Below are 26098 nucleotides of genomic sequence, written 5' to 3' on the forward strand. Positions count from 1 at the left end.
TCCGGGACGCCATGGAGCGGCGCGTTCGCAGAACGGCGCGGAACCGTAACCGGAAGTGGCTCCCGGACGCCGAACGGCCCCGGCGACCGTGGTGGTCGACGGGGCCGTTCGGGTGTGGATCAGCTGATCAGGCGCCGCCCGACAGCTTCTCGCGCAGGGCCGCGAGCTGCTCGTCGCTGGCCAGCGAGCCACCGGACTGGGCCGGCGCGCCGCCGCCACCGGTCGAGGCGCCCTCGGCCGCGTCGGCGGTGTCGGACGAGTAGCTGGTGCCCCCGCCGTCGGCAGCCGCCTCGGCCTCGGCCTCGGCCGACTTCTTGATCTGCGTGATGTGCTGCTCGTAGCGGACGTGGGCCTCCGCGTACTCCTTCTCCCACGCCTCGCGCTGGGCCTCGAAGCCCTCCTGCCAGTCGCCGGACTCGACGTCGAAGCCCTCGGGGTAGATGTAGTTCCCCTGGTCGTCGTACTCCGCCGCCATGCCGTAGCGCGTGGGGTCGAACTCGGTCTCGGCCGTCATGCCCTCGTTGGCCTGCTTGAGCGAGAGCGAGATGCGGCGCCGGTCGAGGTCGATGTCGATGACCTTGACCATGGCGTCGTCGCCGACCTGCACGACCTGCTCCGGGATCTCCACGTGGCGCTCGGCCAGCTCGGAGATGTGCACCAGGCCCTCGATGCCCTCCTCGACGCGCACGAACGCACCGAAGGGGACGAGCTTGGTGACCTTGCCCGGCACGATCTGGCCGATCGCGTGGGTGCGGGCGTAGAGGCGCCACGGGTCTTCCTGCGTGGCCTTGAGCGACAGCGAGACGCGCTCGCGGTCCAGGTCGACGTCGAGGACCTCGACGGTGACCTCCTGGCCGACCTCGACGACCTCGGACGGGTGGTCGATGTGCTTCCAGGACAGCTCGGAGACGTGCACCAGGCCGTCGACGCCACCGAGGTCGACGAACGCACCGAAGTTGACCACCGAGGACACGACGCCCTTGCGCACCTGGCCGCGGGCCAGCTGGTTGAGGAACTCGCTGCGCACCTCGGACTGGGTCTGCTCCAGCCACGCGCGGCGGGACAGGACCACGTTGTTGCGGTTCTTGTCCAGCTCGATGATCTTGGCCTCGATCTTGCGGCCGACGTAGGGCTGCAGATCGCGCACGCGGCGCATCTCGACCAGCGAGGCCGGCAGGAAGCCGCGGAGGCCGATGTCCAGGATGAGACCACCCTTGACGACCTCGATGACGGTGCCCTCGACCGGCTCGTCGGCCTCCTTGAGTGCCTCGATCGTGCCCCAGGCGCGCTCGTACTGCGCGCGCTTCTTGGACAGGATCAGGCGGCCTTCCTTGTCCTCCTTCTGGAGGACGAGGGCCTCGACGAACTCACCGACGGACACGACCTCTGCGGGGTCGACATCGTGCTTGATGGACAGTTCGCGCGAGGGGATGACGCCCTCGGTCTTGTAGCCGATGTCGAGCAGGACCTCGTCGCGGTCGACCTTGACGATGGTGCCCTCGACGATGTCGCCATCGTTGAAGTACTTGATCGTCTTATCGATGGCGGCGAGGAAGTCCTCTTCCGACCCGATGTCGTTGACGGCGACCTGAGGGGTCGTGGAGATCGGGGCGGCGGTGGTGTCGGTGGACATGTAGTGGGGTGCTCCGGTGATGGATGTCGGCGTGGTGCTGGTCTGGTGGAGTACGGCTCGTGACGTGGTGCTGTCACCCTTGATCTGATCGGTGCGAGAAGCCCGTGGTGGACCCGCGGCGCGGACGCCGCGACGTTGACCACAGTGCTTTCACCATGCTACGCGTGCCGTGAGCGCGGGCACAACGCGGGTCAGGTGCCGCGAGCTGCGACGATGAGCCGGTGAGTGCCGAGGAGGAGCTGAACACCGTCGGGGTCGCCCGGCGGGCCGTCGACGGGGCCGAGTCGCAGCGCGCGAGCCGGGCGTGGTGGGACGCCGACGCCGACGACTACCTGGCCGAACACGCCTCCGACATCGGCGATCTGGACTTCGTCTGGTGCCCCGAGGGGCTGCGCGAGTCCGACGCCGGGCTGCTCGGCGACGTCGCGGGGCGGGCGGTGCTGGAGATCGGGTCCGGGTCGGCGCCGTGCGCGCGCTGGCTCGCGCTGCAGGGGGCGCGGGCCGTCGCGCTCGACCTGTCCGGGTCGATGCTCCGGCACGCCGCGGCCCTCGGCGCGTCCACCGGCGTGGCGGTCCCGCTGGTGCAGGCGGGCGCGGAGCGGCTGCCGTTCGCCGACGCCTCCTTCGACGCGGCCTGCTCGGCGTTCGGCGGCGTCCCCTTCGTCGCCGAGCCGGACCGCGTCATGCGCGAGGTGGCGCGGGTCCTGCGGCCCGGCGGGCGGTGGGTGTTCGCGGTGAACCACCCGATGCGCTGGATGTTCTCCGACGACCCCGGCCCCGAGGGGCTCACCGTCGTCCAGTCCTACTTCGACCGCACGCCCTACGTCGAGGTCGACGAGGCCGGCGACGCCACCTACGTCGAGCACCACCGCACGATCGGCGACCGCGTCCGCGACGTCGTCGCGGCCGGGCTGGTGCTCGACGACGTCGTGGAACCGGAGTGGCCGGAGGGCCGCGAGCGCGTGTGGGGCCAGTGGAGCCCGCTGCGCGGGGCCCTGTTCCCCGGCACGGCGATCTTCGTGTGCCACCGGCCGTGGACCTGACCTGGCGGCAGGTCCGGCGGTGGCGGATCCGCCGGCAGCTGCTGCTGTCCCCCGCTCCGTCCGCCGTGGAGGCGGCCCGCGCACTCGGCGGGATCCACGCCCAGGTGACCTCGTGCAGCGCGCTGATCGCCGGGATCCGGTGCGGCGGCCCACCCGACCTCGCCTCCGGGCTGGTCCGGACCTGGGCCGCGCGCGGCACCCTGCACCTGCTGCCCGCCGACGAGCTGGACCTGTGGGTCGGCGCGCTCACCGCCCGCGACGCGCGCCGGAGGTTCCCGCCGTCCTGGGAGCGGGAGCACGGCGTCACCGCGGCGCAGCTGCACGCGGTCACCGACGCGATCGGCGCGGTGCTGGGGGCCACGCCGCTCACCCGGGCGGGGCTGGCCGACGCCGTCGTCGCGCACCTCGGCGACCCCGCGATCGCCGGGCCGCTGTCGACGGGCTGGGGTGCGCTGCTCAAACCGGCCGCGGCGCGCGGGCTGCTGTGCTCCGGACCCCCGACGGACGACGGGACGGTCACCTTCGTCTCCCCCGCGGCGCGGCTGGGCCGCCCGCTCGATCCGCTGCCCGCCGGGGAGGCCGAGCGCGCGGTGCTGCTGCGCTTCCTCGCGGCGAACGGGCCGGCCACCGCCGTCGACGTCGGGCGCTGGTGGGGCGAGCAGCCCGCCCCGGCGAAGCGCACGATCCGCGCCGCGGGCGACGCCGTGACCGCGGTGACCGTCGCGGGCGAGGCCGGGTACGTCGTGCGGACCACGGACGTCGACGAGCTGGCGGCGGTCCCCGACGGCGGCACCGACCCCGCCGACGCCCCGCTGCTGCTCCCCGGCTTCGACCCGTGGGTGATCGCCCCGCTGAGCCACCGCACCCGCGCGATCCCGGACGGCCGCACGGCGGAGGTGTCGCGGACGGCGGGCTGGATCTCCCCCGTCCTCGTCGTCGACGGGCGGGTGGCGGGGGTGTGGGAGCACGACGGCCCGGCCCTCACCGTCCGGCCGTTCGCGCCCCTCCCGGCCGCGACCCGGCAGGGCGTCGAGCGGGCGGCGCAGCGGTACGGGCCGCTGCTGGGCGCGGGGTCGGTGGACGTGACCTGGGCCTGACCGCGACCCGGCAGGGCGTCGAGCGGGCGGCGCAGCGGTACGGGCCGCTGCTGGGCGCGGGGTCGGTGGACGTGACCTGGGCCTGACCGCGACCACCGCGCCGCCGCACCCGGCGAGCGGCCCGTCGCTCAGGCGCGCGACGCCCGGGCCAGGACCGCCGCCAGCTCCCCGACCGCCGGCGCCTCCGCGGCGTGCACCGCGTGCAGCCGGGCGCCCAGATCGGCGAACAGGGCGTCCCGGTCGTCCGGGGTGAGCGGCGGAGCGGCGTCCAGCCGGGCCCGCAGCTCCCACAGCTCGGCGGCGGCCGCCGCGGCGGCCGGCGCCCCGGCGTCGCCATCGGCCTGCACCGCCTCCTCCACGGCCGCGGTGAGCTCGCGGAGCCGGGCGAACTCCGGGACGTCGACGGGCAGGGCCGCCTCGGCGACCGCCGCCCACGCCGCCCCGGCCTCCCGCCAGGCGGCCGCGGCGGCCGCGGTGGGGACGTCGAGGACGGGGGCGGCGGCGTCGAGGCAGTCGGCGGTGAGGTCGCGCAGGTGCCCACCCGTCGACCCGGCCGGGGAGGCGCCCTCCCAGACCGACGCCAGCGCCCCGGCCAGCCCGCGGCCGTCGGCGAACACCCGCGGCCAGCCCTTCGCCGCCCTCCCGTCGGTCACCAGCCGCGCCCACTTCCGCCAGGCGGGCAGGGCGAACGACGCGGACGTGCCGCCGAGCCGGTCCGCCGCCTGCGACAGGCCCGCGACCAGCGCCGACCGCAGCACCGCGGGCGCGAGGTCCCCCGCGGGTTCCGGGACGACGAGCAGGTTCCGGTAGGACCCGACCCGGGCCCGCGCCGCGTCGAGCACCGGGACGGGCACGGTGAGCGGGGCGAGCGAGCGGTCGTCGACGAGGTAGCCGTCGCCGGCCCGGCCGTGGACCACGACCACGTGCCCGCCCATCCCGTCGAGCGCGGCGGGCAGGTGCCGGTACCCCAGCCCGTGGCGGTCGGGCCAGACCAGGGCGGGCCGCCCGCCGTCGACGGCCCCGGCCAGCGCGCGGGCCGCGCCGGCGGCTCCCCCGGTCCGCTGCACCGACGCGGCCACGCCGAGCCGGTCCAGCGCCGCGAGCGTCGCGCGGCCGGCGTACTGCCAGTCGGCGGAGAACCCCAGCACGACGGGCCGCGAGCCGTCGTGGGCGAACTCCCACAGGATGTAGCCCGCGCCGGGCCCGCCCGCGGCGCCGAACAGCAGCGCCTCGGACAGCTCGGCCCCGGCGCAGCGCACGCCGTGGTGCGCGAGCACCCCGGCGAGCGCGGCGGAGTCCGGGTGCTGCCCGCCGCGCAGCCGGTAGCCGGCCGAGGTGGCGGGGGCGGGTGCGGGACCGGCGACGTGCCGGTGCGCGGTCGTGTAGCTCTCGCCGGTGCGGGCCATCCGCGCGCGGATCCGGGCCTTGAGCTGCTTGCGACTCGTCATGACTCTCCACGGCCACGCGACGGCACCCGGCCCCACGCCCCGTGCACCGCCCGGCCGGGGTCACGGCGGGTAGCCACGATCACGGTGGGGGTCACCGAGGCTCACGAGGTCCCCTGCGCCCCCGCACGGCCGGGCCGCGTGGGTGGCCCGATCAGGAGGTCCGGCGTGGTGATCGCCGGGAGCGAGTCTGCCATAGGGTGCGCTCCGTGCCCATCGATCCCGCGGACCTCCCCGCGATGCAGACGACCGAGCAGCTCGCCGAACGCATGGGCATCGAGCTCGTGACGCTGAGCCTCGAGGAGGTCGTCGGCCGCATGCCGGTGGCCGGCAACAAGCAGCCGTTCGGGCTGCTGCACGGCGGCGCGAGCGCGGTGCTCGCCGAGACGCTGGGCTCCACGCTCTCCGCGCTGCACGCCCTGCCCGAGCGGTTCCCCGTCGGCCTGGAGCTGGCCTGCACCCACCACCGGTCGGCGACCGGGGGGTACGTCACCGGGGTGGCGCGCCCGATCCACGTCGGCCGCAGCACCTCGACGACCGAGATCGTGATCACGGGCGAGGACGGCCGGCGCACCTGCACGGCCAAGCTGACCTGCCTGCACCGCGACACGCAGCCGTAGCCCCCCGGATTGCAGCATGGCCACCTTCACGCAACCTGGTGGCGTGAAGGTGGCCATGCTGCAACGGCCGGGACGTCAGTTCGCGACGCCCTCCCCCAGGTACGCCTCCTGGACGCGCGGGTCGGCGAGCAGCTCCGGCCCCGTGCCCGAGAGCGTCGTGCGCCCCAGGTCGATCACGTACGCCCGGTCCGACAGCGCCAGCGCCGCCAGCGCGTTCTGCTCCACCAGCAGCACGGTGGTGCCCTCGGACCGCAGCTCGCGGACCGTCGAGAAGATCTTCTGCGTCATGATCGGCGAGAGCCCCATCGAGGGCTCGTCGAGCATCAGCAGCTTCGGCCGCGACATCAGCGCCCGCCCGATGGCCAGCATCTGCTGCTCGCCCCCGGAGAACAGGCCCGCCTTGTTGCGGCGGCGCTCCCCGAGCACCGGGAACAGGTCGTAGATCCGGTCGAGGTCGGACAGGATGCCCGGCTCGTCGGAGCGGGTGTACGCGCCGAGCCGGAGGTTCTCCTCCACCGTCATCCGCGCGAACAGCCGCCTGCCCTCGGGGCTGTGCGCGACCCCGAGCCCGAGGATCTCGTGCGCGGGCAGCGCGTGGATCGGCTTGCCGTCGAGCAGGACCGTGCCGGCGACCGGCCGCAGCAGCCCCGAGATCGTCCGCAGCGTCGTGGTCTTGCCCGCGCCGTTGCTGCCGATCAGGCTGACGATCTGGCCCTGCTCCACCGAGAACGTGACGCCGCGGACGGCCTGGATCGCGCCGTAGGCGACCGTCAGGTCGGTGACCTCGAGAAAACTCACGGTGTCTGCTCCCCGGCGTGGATCTGCGCTTCGACTTCCTCCGGCGGCGCCCCGAGGTAGGCCTCGACGACGCGCGGGTCGCCCCGCACCTCGTCCGGCGTGCCCTCGACGAGCAGCTCGCCCTGCACCAGCACCAGCACCCGGTCGCACAGCGTGAAGATGAACTTGGTGTCGTGCTCGATGACCACGACCGAGATGCCCAGCTCGCGGATCGCGAGGATGAGCTGCCGGGTCGCCTCGGTCTCCTGGGCGTTCATGCCCGCGGTGGGCTCGTCGAGCAGGAGCACCGACGGGTCGGTGGCCAGCGCCCTGGCGATCTCGAGCCGGCGCTGGTCGCCGTAGGGCAGGTTGCGCGCGAGCTCGTCGGAGAACTTCGTCAGCCCGACGAACTCGAGCAGCTCCGCGGCGCGCCCGGCCGCCTCGGCCTCGCTGCGCCGGAAGCCCGGCCCGTGCAGCAGCGAGGAGAACGGGTTCTGCTTCATCCGGCAGTGCCTGCCGACCAGCACGTTCTCCTGCGCCGTCATCGACGGGAAGAGGCGGATGTTCTGGAACGTCCGCGCGACGCCCAGCTCGGTGACCTTCGCCGGGTCCTCGGGCAGCCGCTCGCCGCGCAGCGCCACCTCGCCCGCGGTGGGCGAGTACAGGCCGGTCAGGCAGTTGAACAGCGTGGTCTTGCCCGCGCCGTTCGGCCCGATCAGCCCGATGACCTCGCCCTCGGTCAGGTCGAAGGAGACGTCGTTGAGGGCGGTGAGCCCGCCGAACCTCATCGTGACGCCCGTGGCGGCCAGGATCGCGTCGGTCACGGCTTGTGCTCCTTCGCCTCGGCGGCGACCTTCTCCTCGGCGGCCACGATCGCGGGGTCCGTCTCCGGCGCCAGCTCGGCGCGGCGGTGCGCGTCGGGCAGGATGCCCTGCGGCCGGAACCGCATGATGAGCACGAGCGCGATGCCGAACAGCAGCAGCCGGTACTCGGAGAACTCGCGCAGCTTCTCCGGCAGCACGAACAGCACCGACGCCCCGAGCACGGCACCGGGGATGGTGCCCATGCCGCCGAGGATGACCGCCGCGAGCAGCGTCACCGACTCGAGGAACCGGAAGCTCTCGTAGGACACGGTGCCGAGCTTGTGGGCGTAGAACGCCCCGGCCAGCCCGGCCAGCATCGCCCCGATGAGGAACGCCAGGATCTTGATCGGGCCCGTGCGGATGCCCATGGCCCGGGCGGCGTCCTCGTCCTCGCGGATCGCGATCCACGCCCGGCCCAGCCGGGAGAACTTGAGGTTCGCGAACACCACCATGACCGCGGAGATGATCAGCACGATCAGCACGTAGTAGAGGAAGCCCGGCGGCAGTTCCAGCCCGCCGATCTGCAGCCCCTCGTTGAAGTCGTTGCCGAACAGCGACACCGCCGGGATGTTGGGGATGGCGTTGGAGCCGCCCGTCAGCCCGCCGATGTTGTTCTGCGCGCTGCGGACGAAGATCTCGCCGAACGCCAGCGTCACGATGGCCAGGTAGTCCCCGCGCACACGCAGCGTCGGCGACCCGACGATGGCGCCGAAGATCCCGGCCACGATCGCCGAGATGATCATGACCAGCGGGAACGGGAGCGCGATCCCGATCTGCGACGCCGCCGCCCCGGACAGGTTCGCCGCGACGAACGCGCCGATGCCGAGGAACGCGACGTAGCCGAGGTCGAGCAGGCCCGCGAGCCCGACGACGATGTTCAGCCCGATCGCGGTCGCCGCGTACACGCCGATCGTCGCCGCGACCGTCATCCAGTACTCGGTGCCCGCCGACGTCAGCGGCAGCAGCAGCGCCGTGACCAGCAGCAGCACGACGCTGTAGATGCGGTGCCGCTCGGTGAGCGCGGTGATCCACGCGAACAGGCCCGACGCCGACAGCGCGGCCATCAGCCCGCCGACCGCGCCGAGGAAGGACAGGAAGATCGCGCCGGCGTAGGCCGCCCCGCCGCCCTGGCCGCCGCTGGTCAGCACGGCGGCGACGAGCAGGAGCAGCAGCAGGAAGATCACGATGAGCAGCGCCCGCTCGACCCAGGGGTTGAGCCGCCAGGTCCACACCGGCTGGCGCTCGATCCCCCCGGCGTTGGCGCCGACCACCAGCAGCGCGCCGCCGAGCAGCGCGACGATCGCGCCGAACGCGACGCCGTCGGCGACCGTGATCGCGCCCAGCCCGCCGCCCTCGGCGACGATGTAGAGCCCGTTGACGACGCTGATCGCGAGGACGCCGATGCCGACCGCCCGGAGGATCCGTCCCTTGGCGGGCACGGCGGCCAGCGCCACCACGATCGACGCGATGCCGAACAGCAGCAGGTGCAGCCGGAACCCGGTGACCCCGAAGGGCACCGTGAAGAACTCCAGCGTGGCCTGCTCGGGGTAGGCGCCCTCGTTGAGCACGAACGTGGCCCAGGGCAGGTAGGCGCCGACGACGGTGAGCACGCCACCGGCCACGCGCAGCGGCGTGGCGTAGGCGGCGAGCCCGGCGAGGCGCCCGGTCGGCACCGGGGCCGGGGCCGCCTGCTCCTTCTCGATGGTGGTCATGCGCGCACCCGCTCGGTCTCGCCGAAGAAGCCCTGCGGCCGGAAGACCAGCACGGCGATCAGGACCACGAAGATCCAGACGTAGTCGTAGGGGCTGCCGCCGGGCAGGTACTGCCCGCCGAGCGTCTTGACCAGCCCGATCACCAGGCCGCCCGCGACGGCGCCCTTGATGTTGCCGATCCCGCCCAGCACCGCGGCGGTGAAGGCGAACAGGCCGTTCTGCAGGCCGATGTTGATGTTGATCAGGCCCAGGTCGGCGCCGTACAGGATGCCCGCGACGCCGGCCAGCGCCGCGCCGAGGACGAAGGTCAGGACGATGACGCGGTCGGGGTCGATGCCCATCAGGCGCGCGACGTCGCGGTCCTGGGAGGTGGCCCGCATGGCGCGACCCATCCGCGACCCGTTGACGAACGCGTTGAGCGCGAAGGCCAGCACCAGCGACACGACGATGATCAGCACGCCCGTGTAGCGGATCGGCACGATGCCGTCGCCGACCGGGACGGCGAGCGTGCCCTCGACGAAGACCTTGGGGAACGGCACGGCGGCGGTGGCGTTCGGGTAGAACACCCGCACCGCCTCCTGCAGCGCCACCGAGACGCCGAGCGCGGTGATCAGCGGGGCCAGCCGGGGCGCGTTGCGCAGCGGCCGGTAGGCGAAGCGCTCCATCAGGACCGCGACGATCACCGCGATCCCCGCACCGGCGACGAGCAGCAGCGGCAGCGCGAACCACCACTGGTTCTGGATCGCGGTGGGGAGCAGGTAGGTGAACATGGCCAGGCCCCCGTAGGAGCCCACCATGAAGATCTCTCCGTGGGCGAAGTTGATCAGCTGGATGATCCCGTAGACCATCGTGTAGCCCAGGGCGATCAGCCCGATCAACGATCCCAGGATCAGGCCGTTGACGACCTGGGACAGGAACGTGGACAGCAAGAGGGGTCCCTCCTACGCCGCAGTGGGGGTGGGCTCTTGGCCCACCCCCACCGCTCGGCTCAGACGCGTCGGTCCCGATCGGGACCGAGGATCAACTGGCTCTGATCAGCCCTCGTACGTGCCCGTCTCCAGCGGGACGAAGGCGTCACCCTCGACCGTGTAGACCGTCAGCAGCTTGTTGGTCGTGTCGCCGAACTCGTCGAACGTGACGGGACCCGCCGCGCCCTCGTAGTCGGTGGCCTGCACCGCGGCGACGACCGCGGAGCGGGTGTCCTCGGACCAGTCACCACCGTTCAGGGCCGTGACCAGCGAGTTGATGATGATGTTCGTCGAGTCGTAGGTCAGCGCGCCGTAGGTCTCGTAGCCCTCGACGTAGTTCGCCGCCTCGTAGTCGGCGATGAACTGCTGCGCGCTCTCCAGGTCCTCGGCCGGGGCGCCGACGCTGGTGCCCAGGTCGCCGACCCGGCCGCCCAGCGGGACGTACTCGGCGTTGATCAGGGCGTCGCCGCCCATGACCGGGATGTTCAGGCCACCGGCGGCGATCTGCGCCGACAGCGGGCCCGCGGCGGGGTACTCGCCGCCGTAGTAGACCGCGTCCGGGTTGGCGGCGCGGACCTGGGTGACGACGCCGGAGAAGTCGGTGTCGTTCTCGCCGACCTTGCCGGTGAAGACGATCGTGGCGCCCAGGCGGGTGGCCTCGGCGGCGAACGCGGCCGCGAGGCCCGCACCGTAGGTCTTGCCGTCGTCGATGACCGCGATGGCCCGCTTGCCGGCGGTGTTGACGAGGTACTGGGCGCCGAACGGGCCCTGCACGGCGTCGGTGGTGGCCACGCGGAAGTAGTTGTCGAAGCCGCGTGCCGGGGCCGTCTCGTACGCCTCGCCCTGGGTCAGGGTGGGGTTGGTGTTGGCCGGCGAGATCTGCACGATGCCGCGCTGCTGCAGGATCGGCTGGACCGTCTGGGCGGTCGAGGAGTTCAGCGTGCCGACGACGCCGACGACGTTGGGGTCCGACGCCAGGCGCGTGGCCGCGTTGGCCGCGATGGCCGGCATCGACTGGTCGTCCTCGGCCTGCAGCCGCAGGGCGTAGCCCGGGACGGTGCAGTTCTGGTTGGCCTGGTCGACCGCGAGGTCGGCCGAGTTCTGCATGCCGAGGCCCAGGGCGGAGAGCGGGCCGGACAGCGGGGCGACGAGGCCGACCACCAGGGTGCCCTTGCTCGTGTCGCAGGCCCCCGCGGCGGCGCCGCCACCCTCTTCCCGGTTGGTACCGCAGGCCGAGAGCGCGAGCGCTCCGGCGAGGATCGCGGCGGTGACGACTGCGCGCCTCCGACTCATCTTGATGTCCTTCCCGTACTGCACGTCTTCGGTGTGCGGTGCCCGATCACCGCGCCGCTCCCGCCTGTCGAGAGCGACGGGGACGTTAGACGGACGCCCGTCACCGCGTCACCACCTCGCCGCCGTCCTTTACCGGACCGCAACTCGGACACAGCGGTCCGTGAGCGGGTGGACAGCCGTACGTGAGGGGAAGATCAGGCCCTGGGCGGGTTGAGACCCTCGACGACGGCCTCCGCGACGGCCTTCATCGTCGTGCGCCGGTCCATCGCGGTGCGCTGGATCCAGCGGAACGCGTCGGGCTCCGACATCGACTGCCGGCTCATCAGCAGGCCCTTCGCCCGGTCGACGAGCTTGCGCGTCTCCAGTCGGTCGGTGAGCGTGGCGACCTCGTCCTCGAGCGCCTTCTTCTCGGCGAAGCGGGACACGGCCAGCTCGATCGCGGGCACGAGCTCGTGCCGGGCGAACGGCTTGACCAGGTACGCCATCGCGCCGGCGTCGCGCGCCTGCTCGATGAGCTCGCGCTGGCTGAACGCCGTGAGCATCACGACGGGCGCGATGCGCTCCCCCACGATCTCGCCGGCCGCGGCGATGCCGTCGACCTTCGGCATCTTGACGTCCATGATCACGAGGTCCGGCGTCAGCTCGCGGGCCAGCTTGACCGCCTGCTCCCCGTCACCCGCCTCACCGGCGACGACGTAGCCCTCCTCGCGGAGCATCTCGGTGAGGTCGAGGCGGATCAGCGCCTCGTCCTCGACCACCAGCACGCGCAGGCCGGTGGTGTCGCCCACGGGCTTGCTCTCCTCGGAAACCGACTGGGTCACCGTTTCTCCCTTACACCGGACGGGGTCGAACCGGAAGGATTCAGAATAGCCGGAGGCCGGGTGGCGACGCGCTGTGATCTCGGGTGAGCCGGTATCGTCATTCTCACGGCTCCCGTATCCCAACGGCAGAGGAAGCGCTCTCAAACAGCGTCAAGTGTGGGTTCGAATCCCACCGGGGGCACCATGCCGACGGGGACGCCGGACGGATGGCACGGTGGACCGATGACGAGCCGCGACCGCGACGGGGCCGGCCGGGCCCGCAGCGCCCGCCCCCGGGACGTCACCGGGCGCCCGCTGCCGCACGGCGCCGCCGGGGTGGAGCGGGTGCCCGAGGACCAGGTGCTCACCGCCGACGAGGCCGTCACCAAGGCGCAGCGCCTGCTCGACGGCGGCAACCCGTTCGGCGCGCACGAGGTGCTGGAGGGCGCCTGGAAGGCCGCGCCGGAGCCCGAGCGGGAGCTGTGGCGGGGCCTCGCCCAGGTCGCCGTCGGGCTGACCCACGCCCAGCGCGGCAACGCCCGCGGGGCCGTCGCGCTGCTGGAGCGGGGCGTCGACCACGTCCGGCGCTGGGTCGGGGACGCCCCCGCCGGCCTCGACCTCCCCGGCGTCGCGGACCACGCCGAGGGCCTCGCCGCCCGCATCGCGGGCGGCGCCACCGCGACCCCCGACGACCTGCGGCCCCGCCTCCGCGCGCCTACCGTCGGCCCGTGACCGACGCCGTGTTCCCCCCGGGCTTCTTCGACCGCGACGACCCCTCCCCCGACGCCGGGTTCTACGGCCCGCCGCGGCTGGTCACCCACATCGACGACCGGGCGATCGCCGCGGTCGGGGCGCTGTACGCGGAGCTGGGCGTCGACGGGGACGTGCTCGACCTGTGCTCGTCGTGGATCTCGCACTTCACGACCCCGCCGCGCCGGCTCGTCGGCCTCGGGATGAACGCGGCGGAGCTCGCCGCCAACCCGGCGCTCGCCGGGCACGTCGTGCGCGACCTCAACGACGACCCCACCCTGCCCTTCGACGACGCCTCCTTCGACGACGCCGTCTGCTGCGTCTCCGTCGACTACCTCGTCGAGCCGGTGGCGGTGTTCCGGGAGGTCGCGCGGGTGCTGCGGCCCGGCGGGCGGTTCGTCGTGACGTTCTCGAACCGGTGCTTCCCGACCAAGGCGATCCGCGGCTGGCTGCACACCGACGACGAGGGGCACCTGCAGATCGTCAACGCGTTCTTCGTGCTCAGCGAGTGCTTCGGCGAGGTGCGCGGGGGGCGGCGCACGCCGCCGGGCCCCGGTGACCCGCTCTACGCCGTGTGGGCCGCCCGCCGCTAGCGGGGCATGCGGCGCCACAGAGCCCGGGGCGCGTGCCGCAGCAGCCCGAACAGCGGGCGCAGCACCCCCGGCACCCACACCTCGCCGCGGCCGGAGCGCAGCGCGCGGACCGTGGCGTCGGCGACCTGCGCGGGCGTCGAGGAGAACGGGGCGGGCGTCATGCCCGCGGTCATCCGGCCGGTCACGAACCCGGGCCGGACCAGCAGCAGCCGGACGCCGGAGCCGTGCAGGGCGTCGGCGAGGCCGGAGGCGAACCCGTCGAGGCCCGCCTTCGCCGACCCGTAGACGTAGTTGGCGCGCCGCACCCGGGCCCCGGCGACCGAGGAGAACACGACGAGGTCCCCGCGGCCCTGCCCCCGCAGGATCTGCGCGAGGTGGGTGAGCACGGAGACGTGCGCGACGTAGTCGGTGTGCACGACGGCCAGCGCGTGCTCGACGTCGCGCTCGGCGCGCGCCTGCTCGCCGAGTATCCCGAACGCGACGACGACCGTGTCGAGCGCGCCGTGCGCGGCCACCACGGAGTCGAGGACGGCGCGCTGGCCCGCCACGTCGTCGGCGTCGAACCCCACCCGGTCGACGGCGGCGGCGCCCGCGTCGGTCAGGGCCGCCTCCTCGTCGTCGAGGTCGTGCGGGCGACGCGCCGCGAGGACCACCGTGGACCCGGGCGCGAGCCGGCGCGCGACCTCCAGCCCGATCTCGCTGCGACCGCCGAGCACCAGCACCGTTCCCATGGCGCGAGCATGCCCTAGCGTGTCGGGGTGCCGGAGATGCTGTTCGAGGTGCGGTGGCCCGACGGGGCGCTGCAGACGTTCTACTCGCCGTCCCTGATCGTGCAGGAGTACCTGGAGGCGGGCCGCGAGTACCCGCTCGCCGACTTCGTCGACCGCGTCCGCACGGCGATGGGCGTCGCCGAGGTGCGGGTGCGCGCGAAGTACGGCATGGGGTGCTCGATGGCCCCGGTCGCGGTGGCGCAGGTCGAGGCGGTGCAGGCCGAGCTGGCGGCCGCCGGCCTCGCCGACGGCGCCGTGCGGGTCGAGCGGTTCCGGACGTGAGGCGGGCCGCCGTACTCGGCTCCCCCGTCGCCCACTCCCTGTCCCCCGTCCTGCACACCGCGGCGTACGCGGCGCTGGGGCTGGACGACTGGCGCTACGACCACCGCGAGTGCACCGAGGACGGGCTGGCGTCCTTCCTCGACGGTCTGGGGCCGGAGTGGGCGGGGCTGTCGCTGACGATGCCGCTGAAGCGGGCGGCGCTGGACCTGGCCCACGGCGCGTCCGAGCTGGCCGTCGCCACCGGCGCGGCCAACACCCTCGTCCTGCGCGACGGGCGGCGGTTCGCCGACAACACCGACGTCGCGGGCATCGTCGCCGCGCTGGGCCCGGTGTCGGGGCGGGCCGTCGTCCTCGGGGCGGGCGGCACGGCGCAGGCCGCGCTGGCCGCGCTGCGCGGGCTGGGGATCGACGACGTCACCGTGCTCGTCCGCTCCGCCGCCCGGGCCGAGGACCTGCGGGCGGCGGCGAAGCGGCTCGGCGTCGACCCGCTCGTCGACGACGCACTGGCCGACCCGGCCCGGGCGAGCGCCGTGCTGGACCGCGCCGACGTCGTCGTCTCGACGCTGCCGGCGGGCGCCGCCGACGACCTGCGCGGCGCCGCGGGCGTCGTGCTCGACGTCGTCTACGCGCCGTGGCCCACCGCGTTCGCGGCGGCGGCGCAGGCGGCGGGGGCGCGGGTCGTCAGCGGGCTGGAGATGCTGCTGCACCAGGCGGTCGCGCAGGTGCAGCTGATGACCGGCCACCCCGGACCGGTCGACGCCATGCGCGCCGCACTGGACGACGCGGTGGCCGCCCGTGCCTCCTGAGCCCAAGGCGTGCGTCGCCTGCGGGCGGCGGATCACCTGGCGCAAGAAGTGGGAGCGCGACTGGGACGAGGTGCGCTACTGCTCCGCCGGGTGCCGCCGCCGCGGGGTCTCCGACGTCGACCGGGACCTGGAGAAGGCGATCACCGACCTGCTCGGCGCGCGGTCGGGCACCATCTGCCCGTCCGACGCCGCCCGCCGGGTCGCCCCCGACGGCTGGCGCGAGCTCATGGAGCCGGCCCGGCGCGCCGCGCGACGGCTCGTGGAGGCGGGCGAGGTGGAGATCACCCAGGGCGGCCGGGTGGTGGACCCGTCGACGGCGAAGGGGCCGATCCGGATCCGCAGGCGCTGACGTCGGCCGCCGCGACCCCGGCGCGCACGTGCACGGCGACCACGTAGTCGCCGCCCTCGTAGGGCAGCCGGTCCCAGGTGGACCAGCGGGCGTGCGGGCTCAGCCCGGCCGCGGCGCACCAGCCGTCGTACTCGGCCAGGGTCGGCCAGCCGTCCTGGAGCTGGAAGCCCGCGACCAGCCGCCCGCCCGCGACGAGGTGCCGGGCGCACCCGGTCACCACCTCGGCCCGGCGCGTGGCGTACGGGATCACGTTGCCGGCCAGCACCGCGACGTCGAACCGCTCGGGGCGGTCGAGGTCGGCGAGGTCCAGCTCCAGCCACTCGACGCCGGGCGCCTTCTGCCTGGCCGCGGCGACCATGTCCGGGTCGGGGTCGACGCCGAGCACCGCGATGCCGTGGCGGGCCAGCTCGATGCCGACGCGGCCGGTCCCGCAGCCGCCGTCGAGGACCGAGCGCGGGCCGAAGGAGCGCACGAGGTCGGCCTCGCCGTGCGGGTTGCCGCCCTCGGCCTCGATCCGGGCCCAGCGCTCGTCGTAGCCGTCGAGGTCGACCTGGTCGCGCCACTGCGACCAGTCGGGGGGCAGCGTCACGGGGCCACCTCCGCCGGGGGCGCCGGGCTGAGGGCCGTCAGCGCGCGGACGAACGCCTCCGCCCGCGCCGACTCGGTGACGGTGAACGGGGCCCACTCCCGGCGCGCCACCAGCCAGCCCTCCCCCGGCGCCGGCACGGCGAGCTCGTGCGGGTCGGTGTCGGGTTCGGCGTCGACGGTCTGCACGGAGTCGGCGTGCAGCAGGGCGGCCAGCGCGGCGCCCGGGTCACCGTTCTGCACGGCCTGCGCGGCGAGGTCGAGGGCGCGGGTCTGGCCGTCGACGAGGTCGTGCGGGTCGGCCTCGGTGACCAGGACCGCCCCCGCCGCCCTCCCGACGGTCGCGCGCACCGAGCCGGCGAGCAGGTCGCGGTCGGTGGCCCCGCTGACCACCAGCTCGTCGACGACGGACTCCGAGTCCTGCCCGTGCACCGAGAACGCCACGATGTTGCCCCCGGCGGACGCGACGGCCTCGGCGAGGCGGGCGAGCGCACCGGCCTCGTCGGGCACCCGGACGCGGACCCGGTGCAGCGCGGCCGTCCCGGCGGGGCGCGCCAGCAGCGGTGACGGGTCGGGGACGGCGCGCAGGTGCGGGCCGCGGGCGGCGTCGCTGGCGATCAGGCGCTGGCCGGGACCGAGCGCGCGCACGCCGATGGCCTGTAGCGCGGCCCACATCGTCACCTGGTTCGCGGTGAGCACGGGCTTGCCGAGCTCGCGCTCCAGCGGCGCGATGACGTCGTAGGTGGCGAGGTTGGTGCAGGAGATGAACACGGCCTCGGCGTCGGGGTGGTCGGCCGCGCGGGCGGCGGCGACCACCTCGTCGTAGGACACGCGCCAGATCTGGCCGAGCAGGCCGAGCCCGACCGCCGACGTCGAGGTGATGCCGTGGGCGGCGAGGAACGCGCCGAGCAGCTCGGTCAGCGTGTCGACGTACGGCGTCACGATCGCGACCCGGCTCGCGCCGACCGCGCCGAGCGCGGAGACCAGCGCCCCGGCGGTGGTGAGGGCATGCCGCGCGCCCGCCTCGTGCATGACGTCGATCAGCGCCCGCTCGCCCGCGACGCCGTCGACGAAGCTGCCCGAGGTGCACGCGTAGGCGACGATCCGGGTGCCCGGCTGGAGCAGGTCGCGGGTGGCGCCGCGGACCGGTTCGGGGTCGCTGATCGCCCGGGCCATCTCGGCCGTGACCGGCGACGGGACGAACGGCGTGCGCGTCAGGTGGAGCTCCACGGGCTCCGGCACCCAGCGCCACAGCTCGCGGTCGAGGGCGAAGTCGAACGGGACGATCACCCCGATCCCCCCGGCCGGGTCGGGGGGCGGGACCACACCGGTCTCCTGCTGCATGGCGACACGGTAGGGCCCACTCCATTTCGGGGGTGTTGCGAGGGGGTAAGGCACGATCGGGTCGTGGACGTCCATCAGTCACTGCTCGACGCCGTCGGCGCGACGCCCCTGCTCCGCCTGCGCCGCGTGACGGCCGGGCCGGGCCCCGCCGTGTACGTGAAGCTGGAGTTCCTCAACCCGGGCGGGTCGGTGAAGGACCGGGCCGCGCTGTCGATGGTGCGGGCCGCCGAGGCCTGCGGCGACCTGCCGGCGGGCGGCGGCGGGGTGATCGTCGAGGGGTCGTCCGGCAACACCGGGGTGGGCCTGGCGATGGTGGCCGCGCAGCACGGGCACCGGGCCGTCGTGGTGGTGCCCGACAGCATCGCGGCGGAGAAGATCGCGCTGCTGAAGGCGTACGGCGCGCAGGTGGTGCCGACCGAGCCCAAGGTGCCCCTCGAGCATCCCGAGCACGTCAACAACCTGGCGCGGCGGATCGCCGCCGAGACCCCCGGCGGCTGGCACGCGAACCAGTACGACAACCCGGCCAACCCGCGCGTCCACGAGCTGACCACCGGTCCCGAGATCTGGGAGCAGACCGGCGGGCGGGTGACGCACCTCGTCGCCGGGGTGGGCACCGGCGGCACGATCAGCGGCACCGGCCGCTACCTCAAGTCGCGCGGGCCGGTCACGGTCGTCGCGGCCGACCCGGAGAGCTCGCGCTACGGCGGCGGGGACGGCAGCCCGTACTACGTCGAGAGCGTCGGGCACTACCTGCACCCCGGCACCGTCGACGACCTGTGGCCGCAGTCCTACGACCGGGGCGTCGTCGACCGGTTCGAGCGGATCCCGGACCGCGAGTCCCTGGAGGTGGCCCGGCGCCTGGCCCGCGAGGAGGGCCTGCTGGTGGGCGGCTCGGCCGGGACCGCCGTCGCCGCGGCGCTGCGGGTGGCGGCCGGGCTCGGCCCGGACGACGTCGTCGTCGTGATCGCGCCGGACTCCGGCCGCAACTACCTGTCCAAGTACTTCGACGACGGCTGGATGACCCGGCTCGGCTTCCTGGACTCCCCCACCGGGCCGCGCGTGCGCGACCGGGTGCCCGCGCGCGGGGTCGCGGTGGCCCCGGCCGGGACGACCGTCGCCGAGGCGCTCGCGGTGCACGGCGCGGGGCCGGTCGCGGTGGTCACGCCGCGGCAGTCCGACCGGCCCACGCGGTCGGCGCCGGAGGTGCTGGGCGTGGTCGCGCTGGACGCGGCCCTCCCGCCGGGCGACGACGTGTCCGCGCACGTCGGCGGCCCGCCGCCGGCCGTCGGGGACGGCGAGGAGGCCGCCGCGGCGCACGCCAGGGTGCCCGACGGGCCGGTGCTGGTCCTCGTCGACGGGCGGGTGGTGGCGCTGGCCGACCGGACGGACCTGGAACACGATCCGGCCGCCGGTGGTTGACCACGCACATGCAGGTGGAGATCTGGTCCGACGTCGTCTGTCCCTGGTGCGCGATCGGCAAGCGCCGGTTCGAGGCCGCACTGGCCGAGTTCGAGCACCGTGACGAGGTGACGGTGCGCTGGCGCAGCTTCGAGCTCGACCCCACCGCGCCGCAGGAGCGCGAGGGCACGCTCGTGGAGCACCTCGCCGAGAAGTACGGCACCGCGCCCGACCAGGCGCAGACCATGATCCGGCAGATGTCGGACACCGCGGCGGCCGACGGCTGGGAGTTCGACCTCGAGCACGCCCGCGGCGGCAACACCGTCGACGCGCACCGGCTCATCCACCTCGGCGCCGAGCACGGCGTCCAGGACGCGGTCAAGGAGCGGCTGCTCCGCGCGTACGTCGCCGAGCGCGAGCCGATCGGCGACCACGCGACGCTGACCCGCCTCGCCGTGGAGGCCGGGCTCGACGAGGCGGAGGTCCGCGACGTGCTCGCGGGCGACCGCTTCCTCTCCGCCGTCCGCGCCGACCAGCGCCAGGCGCAGGCCTACGGCATCAGCGGGGTGCCGTTCTTCGTGGTGGACGCGAAGTACGGCGTGTCCGGCGCGCAGCCCGCCGACGCGCTGCTCCACGTCCTGGAGACGGCCTGGGCCGACGCCCACCCGATCCAGGTCCTCACGCCGGCCGGCGGGGCGGGCGAGACCTGCGCCGACGGCAGCTGCGCCGTCTGAGCCCCCCGCGGCCCACCCGCCGGGGCCGGTGGCGACCGGCGCGCCGACCATCGCGAGCTCGGTGCCGGCCCGGGGGCTGGCCCCCGGTGGACCGGGCGCCTCGTCCGCAGCGGGGTCATCGCACGAGGCGCAGGTGCGGGCGTCCGGGCACGGGCGGGCCGACGGGGTGGTCGGCCCCGCGGCACCGGCCCAGGGCCAGCCCGACCACGAAGTCGGCGACGACCCCGGCGTCCGGGAGCAGGTCGGGACGGAGGTGGCGGGGACCGGAACCGTCGTCGAGCCGGACGCTCCAGCCCTCCTGCTCGTCCCACACCGCGGCCACGGGCGTCGGCTGCCCGGGACCGACCGCCCCGCCGACGGGCGGCACCCGCGGCCCGGCGGTGCGGACGGCGCTGCAGTCCAGGACGACGGAGCCGACCAGCCGGTCCGCGGCGTCGGTGCGTTCCGGGGCCCCGGTGCGGACGCCCCGGTCGTGGAGCGCCGCGACGACGCCGTCGAGGTAGGTGTCGAGACGGCCGCCGACGGCGCTGGGGTGGCGGGCGGCCGACCCGGCGGGCGTGTCCGCCGCGGGTGACGGGACGGGGCGCGACGGAACGGCGTGCGGTCCCGCGTCACCGGGGACGATCGTCACGGTCTCGGCCGCCGGTCCCGGGGCGTCGGGACGGACGGCGGGGTCGGGTCGGGTCGGGTCGTCCGTGGTCGGTGCTCATGCGGTGCCGCCGCTCCCGCCGGTCGGCGGAGCCCGTACGACCGGCGTTCGTGGATCGATGACCGCCGAGGTCCGAGGCGGAGGACGTGCCCATCATGCGCCTCCCCGGGCGATCCGGTCGGTCGGACGGGTTCGGGCCGGGCTCGTTGCGGAGCGGGCGGGGCCGCGCCTAGTGTCGCGGCCGCCCCACGGAGTGCTCGCCGAGCGGGACGGGGAGGGCCATGGCCGGGTCGTTGATCGCGTCGAAGATGCGTGTCCCGGTCGTCCGGGGCGGGTCGGTGCGCCGCGACCGGCTCGACGGACCGCTCGACCGGGGGGTGGCGGGCCCGCTGACGCTCCTGTCGGCCCCCGCGGGGTTCGGCAAGACGACGCTGCTCGCCGACTGGCTGGCCTGCACCGGCCGGACGTCCGCGGCCTGGCTCTCGCTCGACGAGCGCGACGGCGACCCCGTCCGCTTCTGGACCTACCTGGTCACCGCGCTGCGCACCGCCCCCGGGTCCCCGGCCGGCTTCGGCGACGCCGCGCTCGCACTGCTGACCGCGCCCCGCCCGTCGACGGAGGCGGTCGTCACCGCCCTGCTCGACGACCTGGCCGCGCTGCGCGACGACGTCGTCCTGGTCCTCGACGACCTCCACGTCGTCGACGCCCGGGAGATCCGCGACGGGCTCGCCCTCCTGCTGGAGCACCTCCCCCCGGCGCTCCACCTGGTGGTCGCCTGCCGGGCCGACCCCCCGTTCCCGCTGGCCCGGATGCGCGCCCGCGGCGAGCTCGTCGAGGTCCGGGCCGCCGAACTGCGCTTCACCCCCGACGAGGTCGCCGCGTACCTCGCCGACGCAGCCGGGCCGGGCCTCGCCCCCGCCGACGTCGTCGCGCTGGAGGAGCGGACGGAGGGCTGGATCGCCGCGCTGCAGCTCGCCGCACTCTCGCTGCGGGGGCGCGCGGACGTCGGCGGGTTCATCGCCCGCTTCGCCGGTGACGACCGGTACGTCGTCGACTACCTCGTGGAGGAGGTCCTGCGCCACCTGTCCCCCGACGTCGGTGACTTCCTGCTGCGGACGGCGGTGCTCGACCGCTTCACCGCCCCGCTCTGCGACGCCGTCACCGGCCGCGACGACGGCGCCCGGACACTGCCGGCGCTGGAGCGGGCCAACCTGTTCCTCGTCCCGCTGGACGACCACCGCGAGTGGTACCGCTACCACCACCTGTTCGCCGACGTGCTGCGCGCGCGCATCCCCGCCGGGCGGCTCCCGCTGCTGCACCGCCGCGCGGCGGACTGGTTCGAGCGTCACGACCTCGTCGAGGAGTCCGTCGAGCACGCGCTGGCCGCCGGTGACGTCGACCGGGCGGCGCGGCTGATGGAGCGGGCCGTGCCGGCGATCCGGCGCTCCCGCCACGACACGACGTTCCGTGGGTGGCTCGCCCGGCTGCCCGACGAGGTCCTGCGGCGCAGCCCGGTCCTCGGCGTCTTCCGCGGGTGGTCGCTCATGGTCGCCGGCGACCTCGAGGGGTTCGCGGCCCGCCTGGACGACGCCGAACGCGCGCTGGCCGCCGTGCCGCCCGGGTCGGAGCCGCCCTGGGCCGACACCGAGGAGCTGCACACGCTCCCGGCGACCATCGCCGTGTACCGCGCCTCGATCGCGCAGGCCCGGGGCGACGTGGCCGGCACGGCGGCGCACGCGCGGCGCGCCCTCGACCTCGCCCGGCCCGGCGACCACCTCTCGCTCGGCAGCGCGTCGGGCCTGCTGGGGCTCGCCTCCTGGGCGGAGGGGGACGTCGCGTCGGCGCTGCGGACCTTCGGCCGGGCCGTCACCAGCCTCCGGGCGGGCGGCAACGTCGTCGACGAGCTCACCTCCACCGCCGTGCTCGCCGACATGTGGCTCGCGGCCGGCCGGCCGCTGACCGCCCGCCGGGTCTGCGAGCGCGCGCTGCGGCGGGACGGCGGCGCACCGCCCGCCGCGGCGGCGAGCCTGCACGTCGCGCTGAGCGGGCTGCACCGCGAGGCCGGTGACCTCGGCCGGGCCCGCGAGCACCTCGGAACCGCCGACGCGCTCGACGACCGCGGGTCGGTGGTCGAGGGCCGCCACCGCCGGCACGTGGCCGCGGCCCTGCTCGCCGCCGCCGAGGGCGACCCCGACGCCGCGGACGTGCTCCTGGACCGGGCCGAGCAGGACCACCTGCCGGGCTTCCTACCGGACCTTCACCCGGTCCCCGCGATCCGCGCCCGCATCCTCCTGCGGCGGCAGCGGCCGCTCGAGGCCGCCGACCTGGTCCGCGGCCGGGGCGTGACCCCCGACGACCGGGCCGACCCCCTGCGCGAGTACGACCACCTGACGCTGGTGCGCCTGCTCCTCGCCCGGCGGCGTCCCGACCGGGCCACCGGCCTGCTGGAGCGGCTGCTCGACGCGGCGCAGAGCGCGGGCCGCGCCCGCAGCGTCCTGGAGATCGGCATGCTGCAGGCCCTCGCCCTCGACGCGCGGGGCGACCGGCCACGGGCCCGCGAGACGCTCGACCGGGCGCTGACCGGGGCCCCCGAGACGGCGGGCCACGTGCGGCTGTTCCTCGACGAGGGCACCCCCGTGACCGATCTCCTGCGCGACGTCGAGCGCCACGGCACCGCGAGCGAGCAGGCGCGCCTGCTGCTCGGCCCGTCCCCGGACGTCGCGCTGACCGGACGGGAGATCCAGGTGCTTCGGCTGCTCGACGGCGAGCTGACCGGGCCGCAGATCGCCCGGGCGCTGTACGTCACGCACAACACGCTGCGCACCCACACCAAGCACATCTTCACCAAGCTCGACGTCACCACCCGCCGGGCGGCCGTCGCGCGGGCCCGGGAGCGCGGCGTCCTGTAGCCCCGTGGGTCACATCGTCGTGTGACGCGCCCGCACCCCCGCCGTTCCTACCGTTCGGGACAGCCCGCGGCACCCCGCCCGGGCACCCGACACCGGGAGCCGTACATGACCGTCACCACCACGAAGCTGACCCGGGCGGCCGGCCTCTGCGCCGTCGCGGCCGGCCTGCTGTTCATCGCCGTCCAGATCGCCCACCCGCCGGTGGACGCCGCCCTCGTCACCACGACCGAGTGGGCGGTCCGGCAGAGCGCGAAGGTGCTCATGGCGGTCCTCGCGCTCGCCGGCATCACCGGCATGCACCTGACCCAGGTGCGCCGGGCCGGGCTGTTCGGCCTCCTCGCCTACCTGGTGTTCGCCGCCGGGTACCTGGCGATGCTGGGCGTCGAGCTCATCGGGCTGTGCGTCCTGCCGTCGGTCGCGTCGAGCGCACCCGGTTGGGTCGACGACGTCCTCGCCGCGGCGACGGGCGGCACCCCGGCCGGGGACATCGGCCTGTTCGCGACGCTGAGCCTCGTCTCCGGCCTCACCTACATCGGTGGCGGCACCCTCTTCGGCATCGCCCTGTTCCGCGCGGACGTCCTCGCCCGGTGGGCCGCCGCGCTCCTCTCCGCCGGCGCACTCGCCACCGCCACGATCCCGCTGTTCCCCGGGGTCAACCAACGCCTGTTCGCCGTGCCCGTCGCCGTCGCGCTGATCGGACTCGGGATCTCGCTGTGGCGGTCGCCACGCGTCGCTGCCCTGCCGGCCCCCGCCCCGCGGCTCGACCCGGCCCCCGCGCCGTGACCCGGCCGACCGGCTACCGGATCCGGGTCGACGGGCACCTCGACGACCACTGGTCCACCCGGCTCGGCGGCCTCGACCTGGTGCGCGAGCAGGACGGGACGACGACCCTCGGCGGGGAGGTCCCGGACCAGGCGGCGCTGCACGGGCTGCTCGCCGTGCTCCGGGACCTCGGCGTACCGCTGATCTCGGTGGCGGCCGTCGGCGGGGGGCCCGGCCCCGGGCGCCCGCGGCACCGCTGACGCGGTGCGCCGCCCGGTGGGTCCGGTCCGCGCACCGACCGTCGCTGTGACCTGCGTCGCCTCCGCTGGAGCATGCCGCGGCGGCACAGCCCACGGTGGTGCCCACACCGACCGGCTCCCGAGGAGACACCGTGACCACCGACCTGCCCGCCGCCCACCCCGACCGCGGAACGCGGCCCGGGCCGTTCGGCAGGGCGCTCCGGACCGTCCGCGACAACCTCGGCGCCTACCTCGTCGTCAACGCCGTGATGTACGGCCTGTCGATCGCCGGGTTCGTCACGGCACTGGTCTTCCCCGAGCTCAACGCCGCGCAGGTGGCGTCCCTGCAGGCCGACGGGACCGCCGACCTGGTCCTGTCGCTGCTCGGCAACGTGTGGTTGTTCGCCCTGGTCATCCTGGGGGTCAACACGGTGACGGTCGGTGCGCTGTCGATCCTGCTGCCGTCGATGATCGTGCCCTTCGCCGGCATCGCCGTGTTCGCCTACCGGGCCGTCGACATCGGCCTGACGCTCGCCCCCGCCGACCGGACCGGCTGGGTCGTCCTCGTCCCGCACTCCCTGACCTACCTCATCGAGTTCCAGGCCTACGTCCTCCTCGTCCTCGGCGCCTACCTCCTCGGGAGGTCCTGGCTCCGCCCCGCGTCCGTCGGCGCCCCGAACCGCCGGGCGGGCTACGTCAGCGGGCTGCGGCAGATCGGCCGGCTGAGCCTGCCCGCCCTGGTCCTGTTCGTCGTCGGCGCGGTCTACGAGGCGTTCACGCTCAGCTACCTGGTTCCCGTGCTGGTCCAGGCCATGAGCTGAGCACCGGCTCGACGTCCCGCCCTCCGGAGCCCTGACCCACCTGGAGCCACGATGACCACCGGCACGAGCGCGGAGACCGTCGCCGGCCCGGCCCGGTCGCCCTGTACCGGACCCCGCGCCGGTCGGGCCGCACGCGCTGTGAAGCGCTGGTTCGACCGGTCGTCCGCGGCCCTACTGCTGGTCCTGCTCCTGCCGCTGCTGCTCGGGGTGGCCGTCGCGGTCAAGCTCGACGGCGGGCCGGTGTTCTTCCGCCAGATCCGCGTCGGGCGCCACGGCGAGACGTTCCGGATGGTCAAGTTCCGGTCGATGGTCGTGGACGCGGAGAAGCTGCGCGCCGACCTGGTCACCATGAACGAGGGCGCGGGGCCGCTGTTCACGATGCGCCGCGACCCGCGGGTCACCGCGGTGGGGCAGTGGCTGCGCCGCTACTCCCTCGACGAGCTCCCGCAGCTGTTCAACGTGCTCGGCGGGTCGATGTCGCTGGTCGGGCCGCGCCCGCCGCTGCCGGCGGAGGTCGAGGGCTACTCCACCGAGACCCACCGGCGCCTGCACGTGCGTCCGGGGCTGACCGGGCTGTGGCAGGTCAGCGGGCGCAGCGACCTGTCGTGGGACGAGTCGATCCGGCTCGACCTGCGCTACGTGGAGAACTGGTCGCTGGCGCTGGACGCGCTGATCCTGTGGAAGACCGTCGGGGCCGTGCTCCGCGGCGACGGCGCCTACTGACCCTCCCGGCGCAGGCCCACCTCCGGCCCGACGCCACCACCGCCCACCCGACGAGCGAGGAGAACCGATGAGCACCCCACCACCCGACGCAGCCGCACCGGCCCGGACCCTCGCCGGCCCGCACCTCCTCGAC

The 26098-nt window shown here is 74.9% G+C and carries 25 protein-coding genes, 1 tRNA gene and 2 pseudogenes; 16 read left to right on the forward strand and 12 right to left on the reverse strand.

Features of this window, described 5'->3' with window-relative positions; all coding sequences use genetic code 11:
- Window positions 1-127: 127 nt before the first annotated feature.
- Window positions 128-1633 carry a 30S ribosomal protein S1 gene (gene rpsA / locus H6H00_RS25805; RefSeq protein WP_185718254.1) on the reverse strand — a complete coding sequence of 502 codons (1506 nt, stop codon included), beginning with the start codon at window positions 1631-1633 and terminating at the stop codon, window positions 128-130.
- Between the two features lie 221 nt (window positions 1634-1854).
- On the opposite strand from rpsA, the gene H6H00_RS25810 reads away from it, so the two are divergent.
- Window positions 1855-2676 (forward strand): class I SAM-dependent methyltransferase, encoded by an 822-nt coding sequence (locus tag H6H00_RS25810; protein ID WP_185718255.1) that lies wholly within the window; start codon window positions 1855-1857, stop codon window positions 2674-2676.
- Complete coding sequence (locus H6H00_RS25815; protein ID WP_185718256.1) at window positions 2667-3773, forward strand: DNA glycosylase AlkZ-like family protein; 1107 nt, start codon at window positions 2667-2669, stop codon at window positions 3771-3773. The genes H6H00_RS25810 and H6H00_RS25815 overlap by 10 nt, the downstream gene beginning before the upstream one ends.
- Window positions 3774-3901: 128 nt before the next feature.
- On the opposite strand, the gene H6H00_RS25820 is transcribed toward H6H00_RS25815, so the two are convergent.
- Window positions 3902-5221 (reverse strand): BtrH N-terminal domain-containing protein, encoded by a 1320-nt coding sequence (locus tag H6H00_RS25820; protein WP_255425375.1) that lies wholly within the window; start codon window positions 5219-5221, stop codon window positions 3902-3904.
- Window positions 5222-5427: 206 nt separating this feature from the next.
- Here H6H00_RS25820 and H6H00_RS25825 point away from each other — a divergent pair, with 206 nt between their 5' ends.
- On the forward strand, window positions 5428-5838 hold the full coding sequence (locus H6H00_RS25825; protein ID WP_255425376.1) for a PaaI family thioesterase: 411 nt from the start codon (window positions 5428-5430) through the stop codon (window positions 5836-5838).
- Window positions 5839-5913: 75 nt separating this feature from the next.
- Here H6H00_RS25825 and H6H00_RS25830 read toward each other — a convergent pair whose 3' ends face one another.
- The 6 genes from H6H00_RS25830 to H6H00_RS25855 all read right to left on the reverse strand — a co-directional run bounded on the left by H6H00_RS25830 (window position 5914) and on the right by H6H00_RS25855 (window position 12272).
- The gene (locus tag H6H00_RS25830) at window positions 5914-6636 is read right to left on the reverse strand and encodes an ABC transporter ATP-binding protein (protein WP_185718257.1); all 723 of its coding nucleotides are present in this window, start codon (window positions 6634-6636) and stop codon (window positions 5914-5916) included.
- Entirely contained in the window at window positions 6633-7439 is an 807-nt protein-coding gene (locus tag H6H00_RS25835) for an ABC transporter ATP-binding protein (protein WP_255425377.1), read from the reverse strand. Before H6H00_RS25835 ends, H6H00_RS25830 begins: the two co-directional genes overlap by 4 nt.
- Window positions 7436-9190: a branched-chain amino acid ABC transporter permease gene (locus H6H00_RS25840; protein WP_185718258.1), complete on the reverse strand. Its 1755-nt coding sequence runs from the start codon at window positions 9188-9190 to the stop codon at window positions 7436-7438. The genes H6H00_RS25835 and H6H00_RS25840 overlap by 4 nt, the downstream gene beginning before the upstream one ends.
- Complete coding sequence (locus H6H00_RS25845) at window positions 9187-10119, reverse strand: branched-chain amino acid ABC transporter permease (RefSeq protein ID WP_255425378.1); 933 nt, start codon at window positions 10117-10119, stop codon at window positions 9187-9189. Before H6H00_RS25845 ends, H6H00_RS25840 begins: the two co-directional genes overlap by 4 nt.
- Before the next feature lie 105 nt (window positions 10120-10224).
- Complete coding sequence (locus H6H00_RS25850) at window positions 10225-11451, reverse strand: branched-chain amino acid ABC transporter substrate-binding protein (protein WP_185718259.1); 1227 nt, start codon at window positions 11449-11451, stop codon at window positions 10225-10227.
- Between the two features lie 194 nt (window positions 11452-11645).
- Window positions 11646-12272 (reverse strand): ANTAR domain-containing response regulator, encoded by a 627-nt coding sequence (locus tag H6H00_RS25855; RefSeq protein ID WP_185718260.1) that lies wholly within the window; start codon window positions 12270-12272, stop codon window positions 11646-11648.
- A gap of 108 nt (window positions 12273-12380) precedes the next feature.
- On the opposite strand from H6H00_RS25855, the gene H6H00_RS25860 reads away from it, so the two are divergent.
- From H6H00_RS25860 to H6H00_RS25870, 3 genes are all read left to right on the forward strand, one after another.
- Window positions 12381-12456, forward strand: a tRNA-Leu gene (locus H6H00_RS25860).
- A gap of 38 nt (window positions 12457-12494) precedes the next feature.
- Window positions 12495-12983 (forward strand): DUF309 domain-containing protein, encoded by a 489-nt coding sequence (locus H6H00_RS25865; RefSeq protein ID WP_185718261.1) that lies wholly within the window; start codon window positions 12495-12497, stop codon window positions 12981-12983.
- A complete protein-coding gene (locus H6H00_RS25870) occupies window positions 12980-13594 on the forward strand; it encodes a class I SAM-dependent methyltransferase (protein ID WP_185718262.1) in 615 nt (204 codons plus the stop codon). Before H6H00_RS25865 ends, H6H00_RS25870 begins: the two co-directional genes overlap by 4 nt.
- Here H6H00_RS25870 and dprE2 read toward each other — a convergent pair.
- Window positions 13591-14325, reverse strand: a complete 735-nt coding sequence (gene dprE2, locus H6H00_RS25875; protein WP_185718263.1) for a decaprenylphospho-beta-D-erythro-pentofuranosid-2-ulose 2-reductase — start codon at window positions 14323-14325, stop codon at window positions 13591-13593. The two genes, H6H00_RS25870 and dprE2, sit on opposite strands and share 4 nt — an antisense overlap.
- A gap of 36 nt (window positions 14326-14361) precedes the next feature.
- Here dprE2 and H6H00_RS25880 point away from each other — a divergent pair, with 36 nt between their 5' ends.
- Genes H6H00_RS25880 through H6H00_RS25890 form a run of 3 tightly spaced genes read left to right on the forward strand, consistent with a single transcriptional unit; the run spans window position 14362 to window position 15801 of the window.
- On the forward strand, window positions 14362-14646 hold the full coding sequence (locus tag H6H00_RS25880) for an MSMEG_0570 family nitrogen starvation response protein (RefSeq protein ID WP_255425878.1): 285 nt from the start codon (window positions 14362-14364) through the stop codon (window positions 14644-14646).
- Window positions 14643-15452, forward strand: a complete 810-nt coding sequence (locus tag H6H00_RS25885) for a shikimate dehydrogenase (RefSeq protein WP_185718265.1) — start codon at window positions 14643-14645, stop codon at window positions 15450-15452. The genes H6H00_RS25880 and H6H00_RS25885 overlap by 4 nt, the downstream gene beginning before the upstream one ends.
- The gene (locus H6H00_RS25890; protein ID WP_185718266.1) at window positions 15442-15801 is read left to right on the forward strand and encodes a DUF2256 and DUF3253 domain-containing protein; all 360 of its coding nucleotides are present in this window, start codon (window positions 15442-15444) and stop codon (window positions 15799-15801) included. The genes H6H00_RS25885 and H6H00_RS25890 overlap by 11 nt, the downstream gene beginning before the upstream one ends.
- Here H6H00_RS25890 and H6H00_RS25895 read toward each other — a convergent pair.
- Window positions 15734-16390 carry a class I SAM-dependent methyltransferase gene (locus H6H00_RS25895; protein ID WP_221775670.1) on the reverse strand — a complete coding sequence of 219 codons (657 nt, stop codon included), beginning with the start codon at window positions 16388-16390 and terminating at the stop codon, window positions 15734-15736. The genes H6H00_RS25890 and H6H00_RS25895 overlap by 68 nt on opposite strands.
- A 614-nt stretch (window positions 16391-17004) precedes the next feature.
- Window positions 17005-17730, reverse strand: a pseudogene (locus H6H00_RS32515) (maleate cis-trans isomerase family protein); the annotation flags it as partial.
- A 63-nt stretch (window positions 17731-17793) separates the two neighbouring features.
- Between H6H00_RS32515 and H6H00_RS25905 the strand changes: the two are divergent.
- Both H6H00_RS25905 and H6H00_RS25910 read left to right on the forward strand, forming a co-directional pair.
- Window positions 17794-19149 (forward strand): PLP-dependent cysteine synthase family protein, encoded by a 1356-nt coding sequence (locus H6H00_RS25905; RefSeq protein ID WP_185718268.1) that lies wholly within the window; start codon window positions 17794-17796, stop codon window positions 19147-19149.
- A gap of 8 nt (window positions 19150-19157) precedes the next feature.
- Window positions 19158-19862 (forward strand): DsbA family oxidoreductase, encoded by a 705-nt coding sequence (locus H6H00_RS25910; RefSeq protein ID WP_185722789.1) that lies wholly within the window; start codon window positions 19158-19160, stop codon window positions 19860-19862.
- Between the two features lie 115 nt (window positions 19863-19977).
- On the opposite strand, the gene H6H00_RS25915 is transcribed toward H6H00_RS25910, so the two are convergent.
- Window positions 19978-20493 carry a hypothetical protein gene (locus tag H6H00_RS25915; RefSeq protein ID WP_185718269.1) on the reverse strand — a complete coding sequence of 172 codons (516 nt, stop codon included), beginning with the start codon at window positions 20491-20493 and terminating at the stop codon, window positions 19978-19980.
- Window positions 20494-20792: 299 nt separating this feature from the next.
- Between H6H00_RS25915 and H6H00_RS25920 the strand changes: the two genes are divergently transcribed.
- The 5 genes and pseudogenes from H6H00_RS25920 to H6H00_RS25940 form a co-directional block, all read left to right on the forward strand.
- Window positions 20793-23420, forward strand: a complete 2628-nt coding sequence (locus tag H6H00_RS25920; RefSeq protein WP_185718270.1) for a winged helix-turn-helix domain-containing protein — start codon at window positions 20793-20795, stop codon at window positions 23418-23420.
- Window positions 23421-23525: 105 nt separating this feature from the next.
- Window positions 23526-24203, forward strand: a complete 678-nt coding sequence (locus H6H00_RS25925; RefSeq protein WP_185718271.1) for a hypothetical protein — start codon at window positions 23526-23528, stop codon at window positions 24201-24203.
- Entirely contained in the window at window positions 24200-24442 is a 243-nt protein-coding gene (locus H6H00_RS25930; protein WP_185718272.1) for a DUF8691 family protein, read from the forward strand. Before H6H00_RS25925 ends, H6H00_RS25930 begins: the two co-directional genes overlap by 4 nt.
- 131 nt (window positions 24443-24573) lie before the next feature.
- Window positions 24574-25242 carry a stage II sporulation protein M gene (locus H6H00_RS25935; protein ID WP_255425379.1) on the forward strand — a complete coding sequence of 223 codons (669 nt, stop codon included), beginning with the start codon at window positions 24574-24576 and terminating at the stop codon, window positions 25240-25242.
- A 60-nt stretch (window positions 25243-25302) separates the two neighbouring features.
- Window positions 25303-25965: pseudogene (locus H6H00_RS25940) on the forward strand (sugar transferase); the annotation flags it as partial.
- Window positions 25966-26098: the final 133 nt, after the last annotated feature.

The sequence above is a fragment of the Pseudonocardia petroleophila genome, assembly GCF_014235185.1.
GTDB lineage: Bacteria > Actinomycetota > Actinomycetes > Mycobacteriales > Pseudonocardiaceae > Pseudonocardia > Pseudonocardia petroleophila.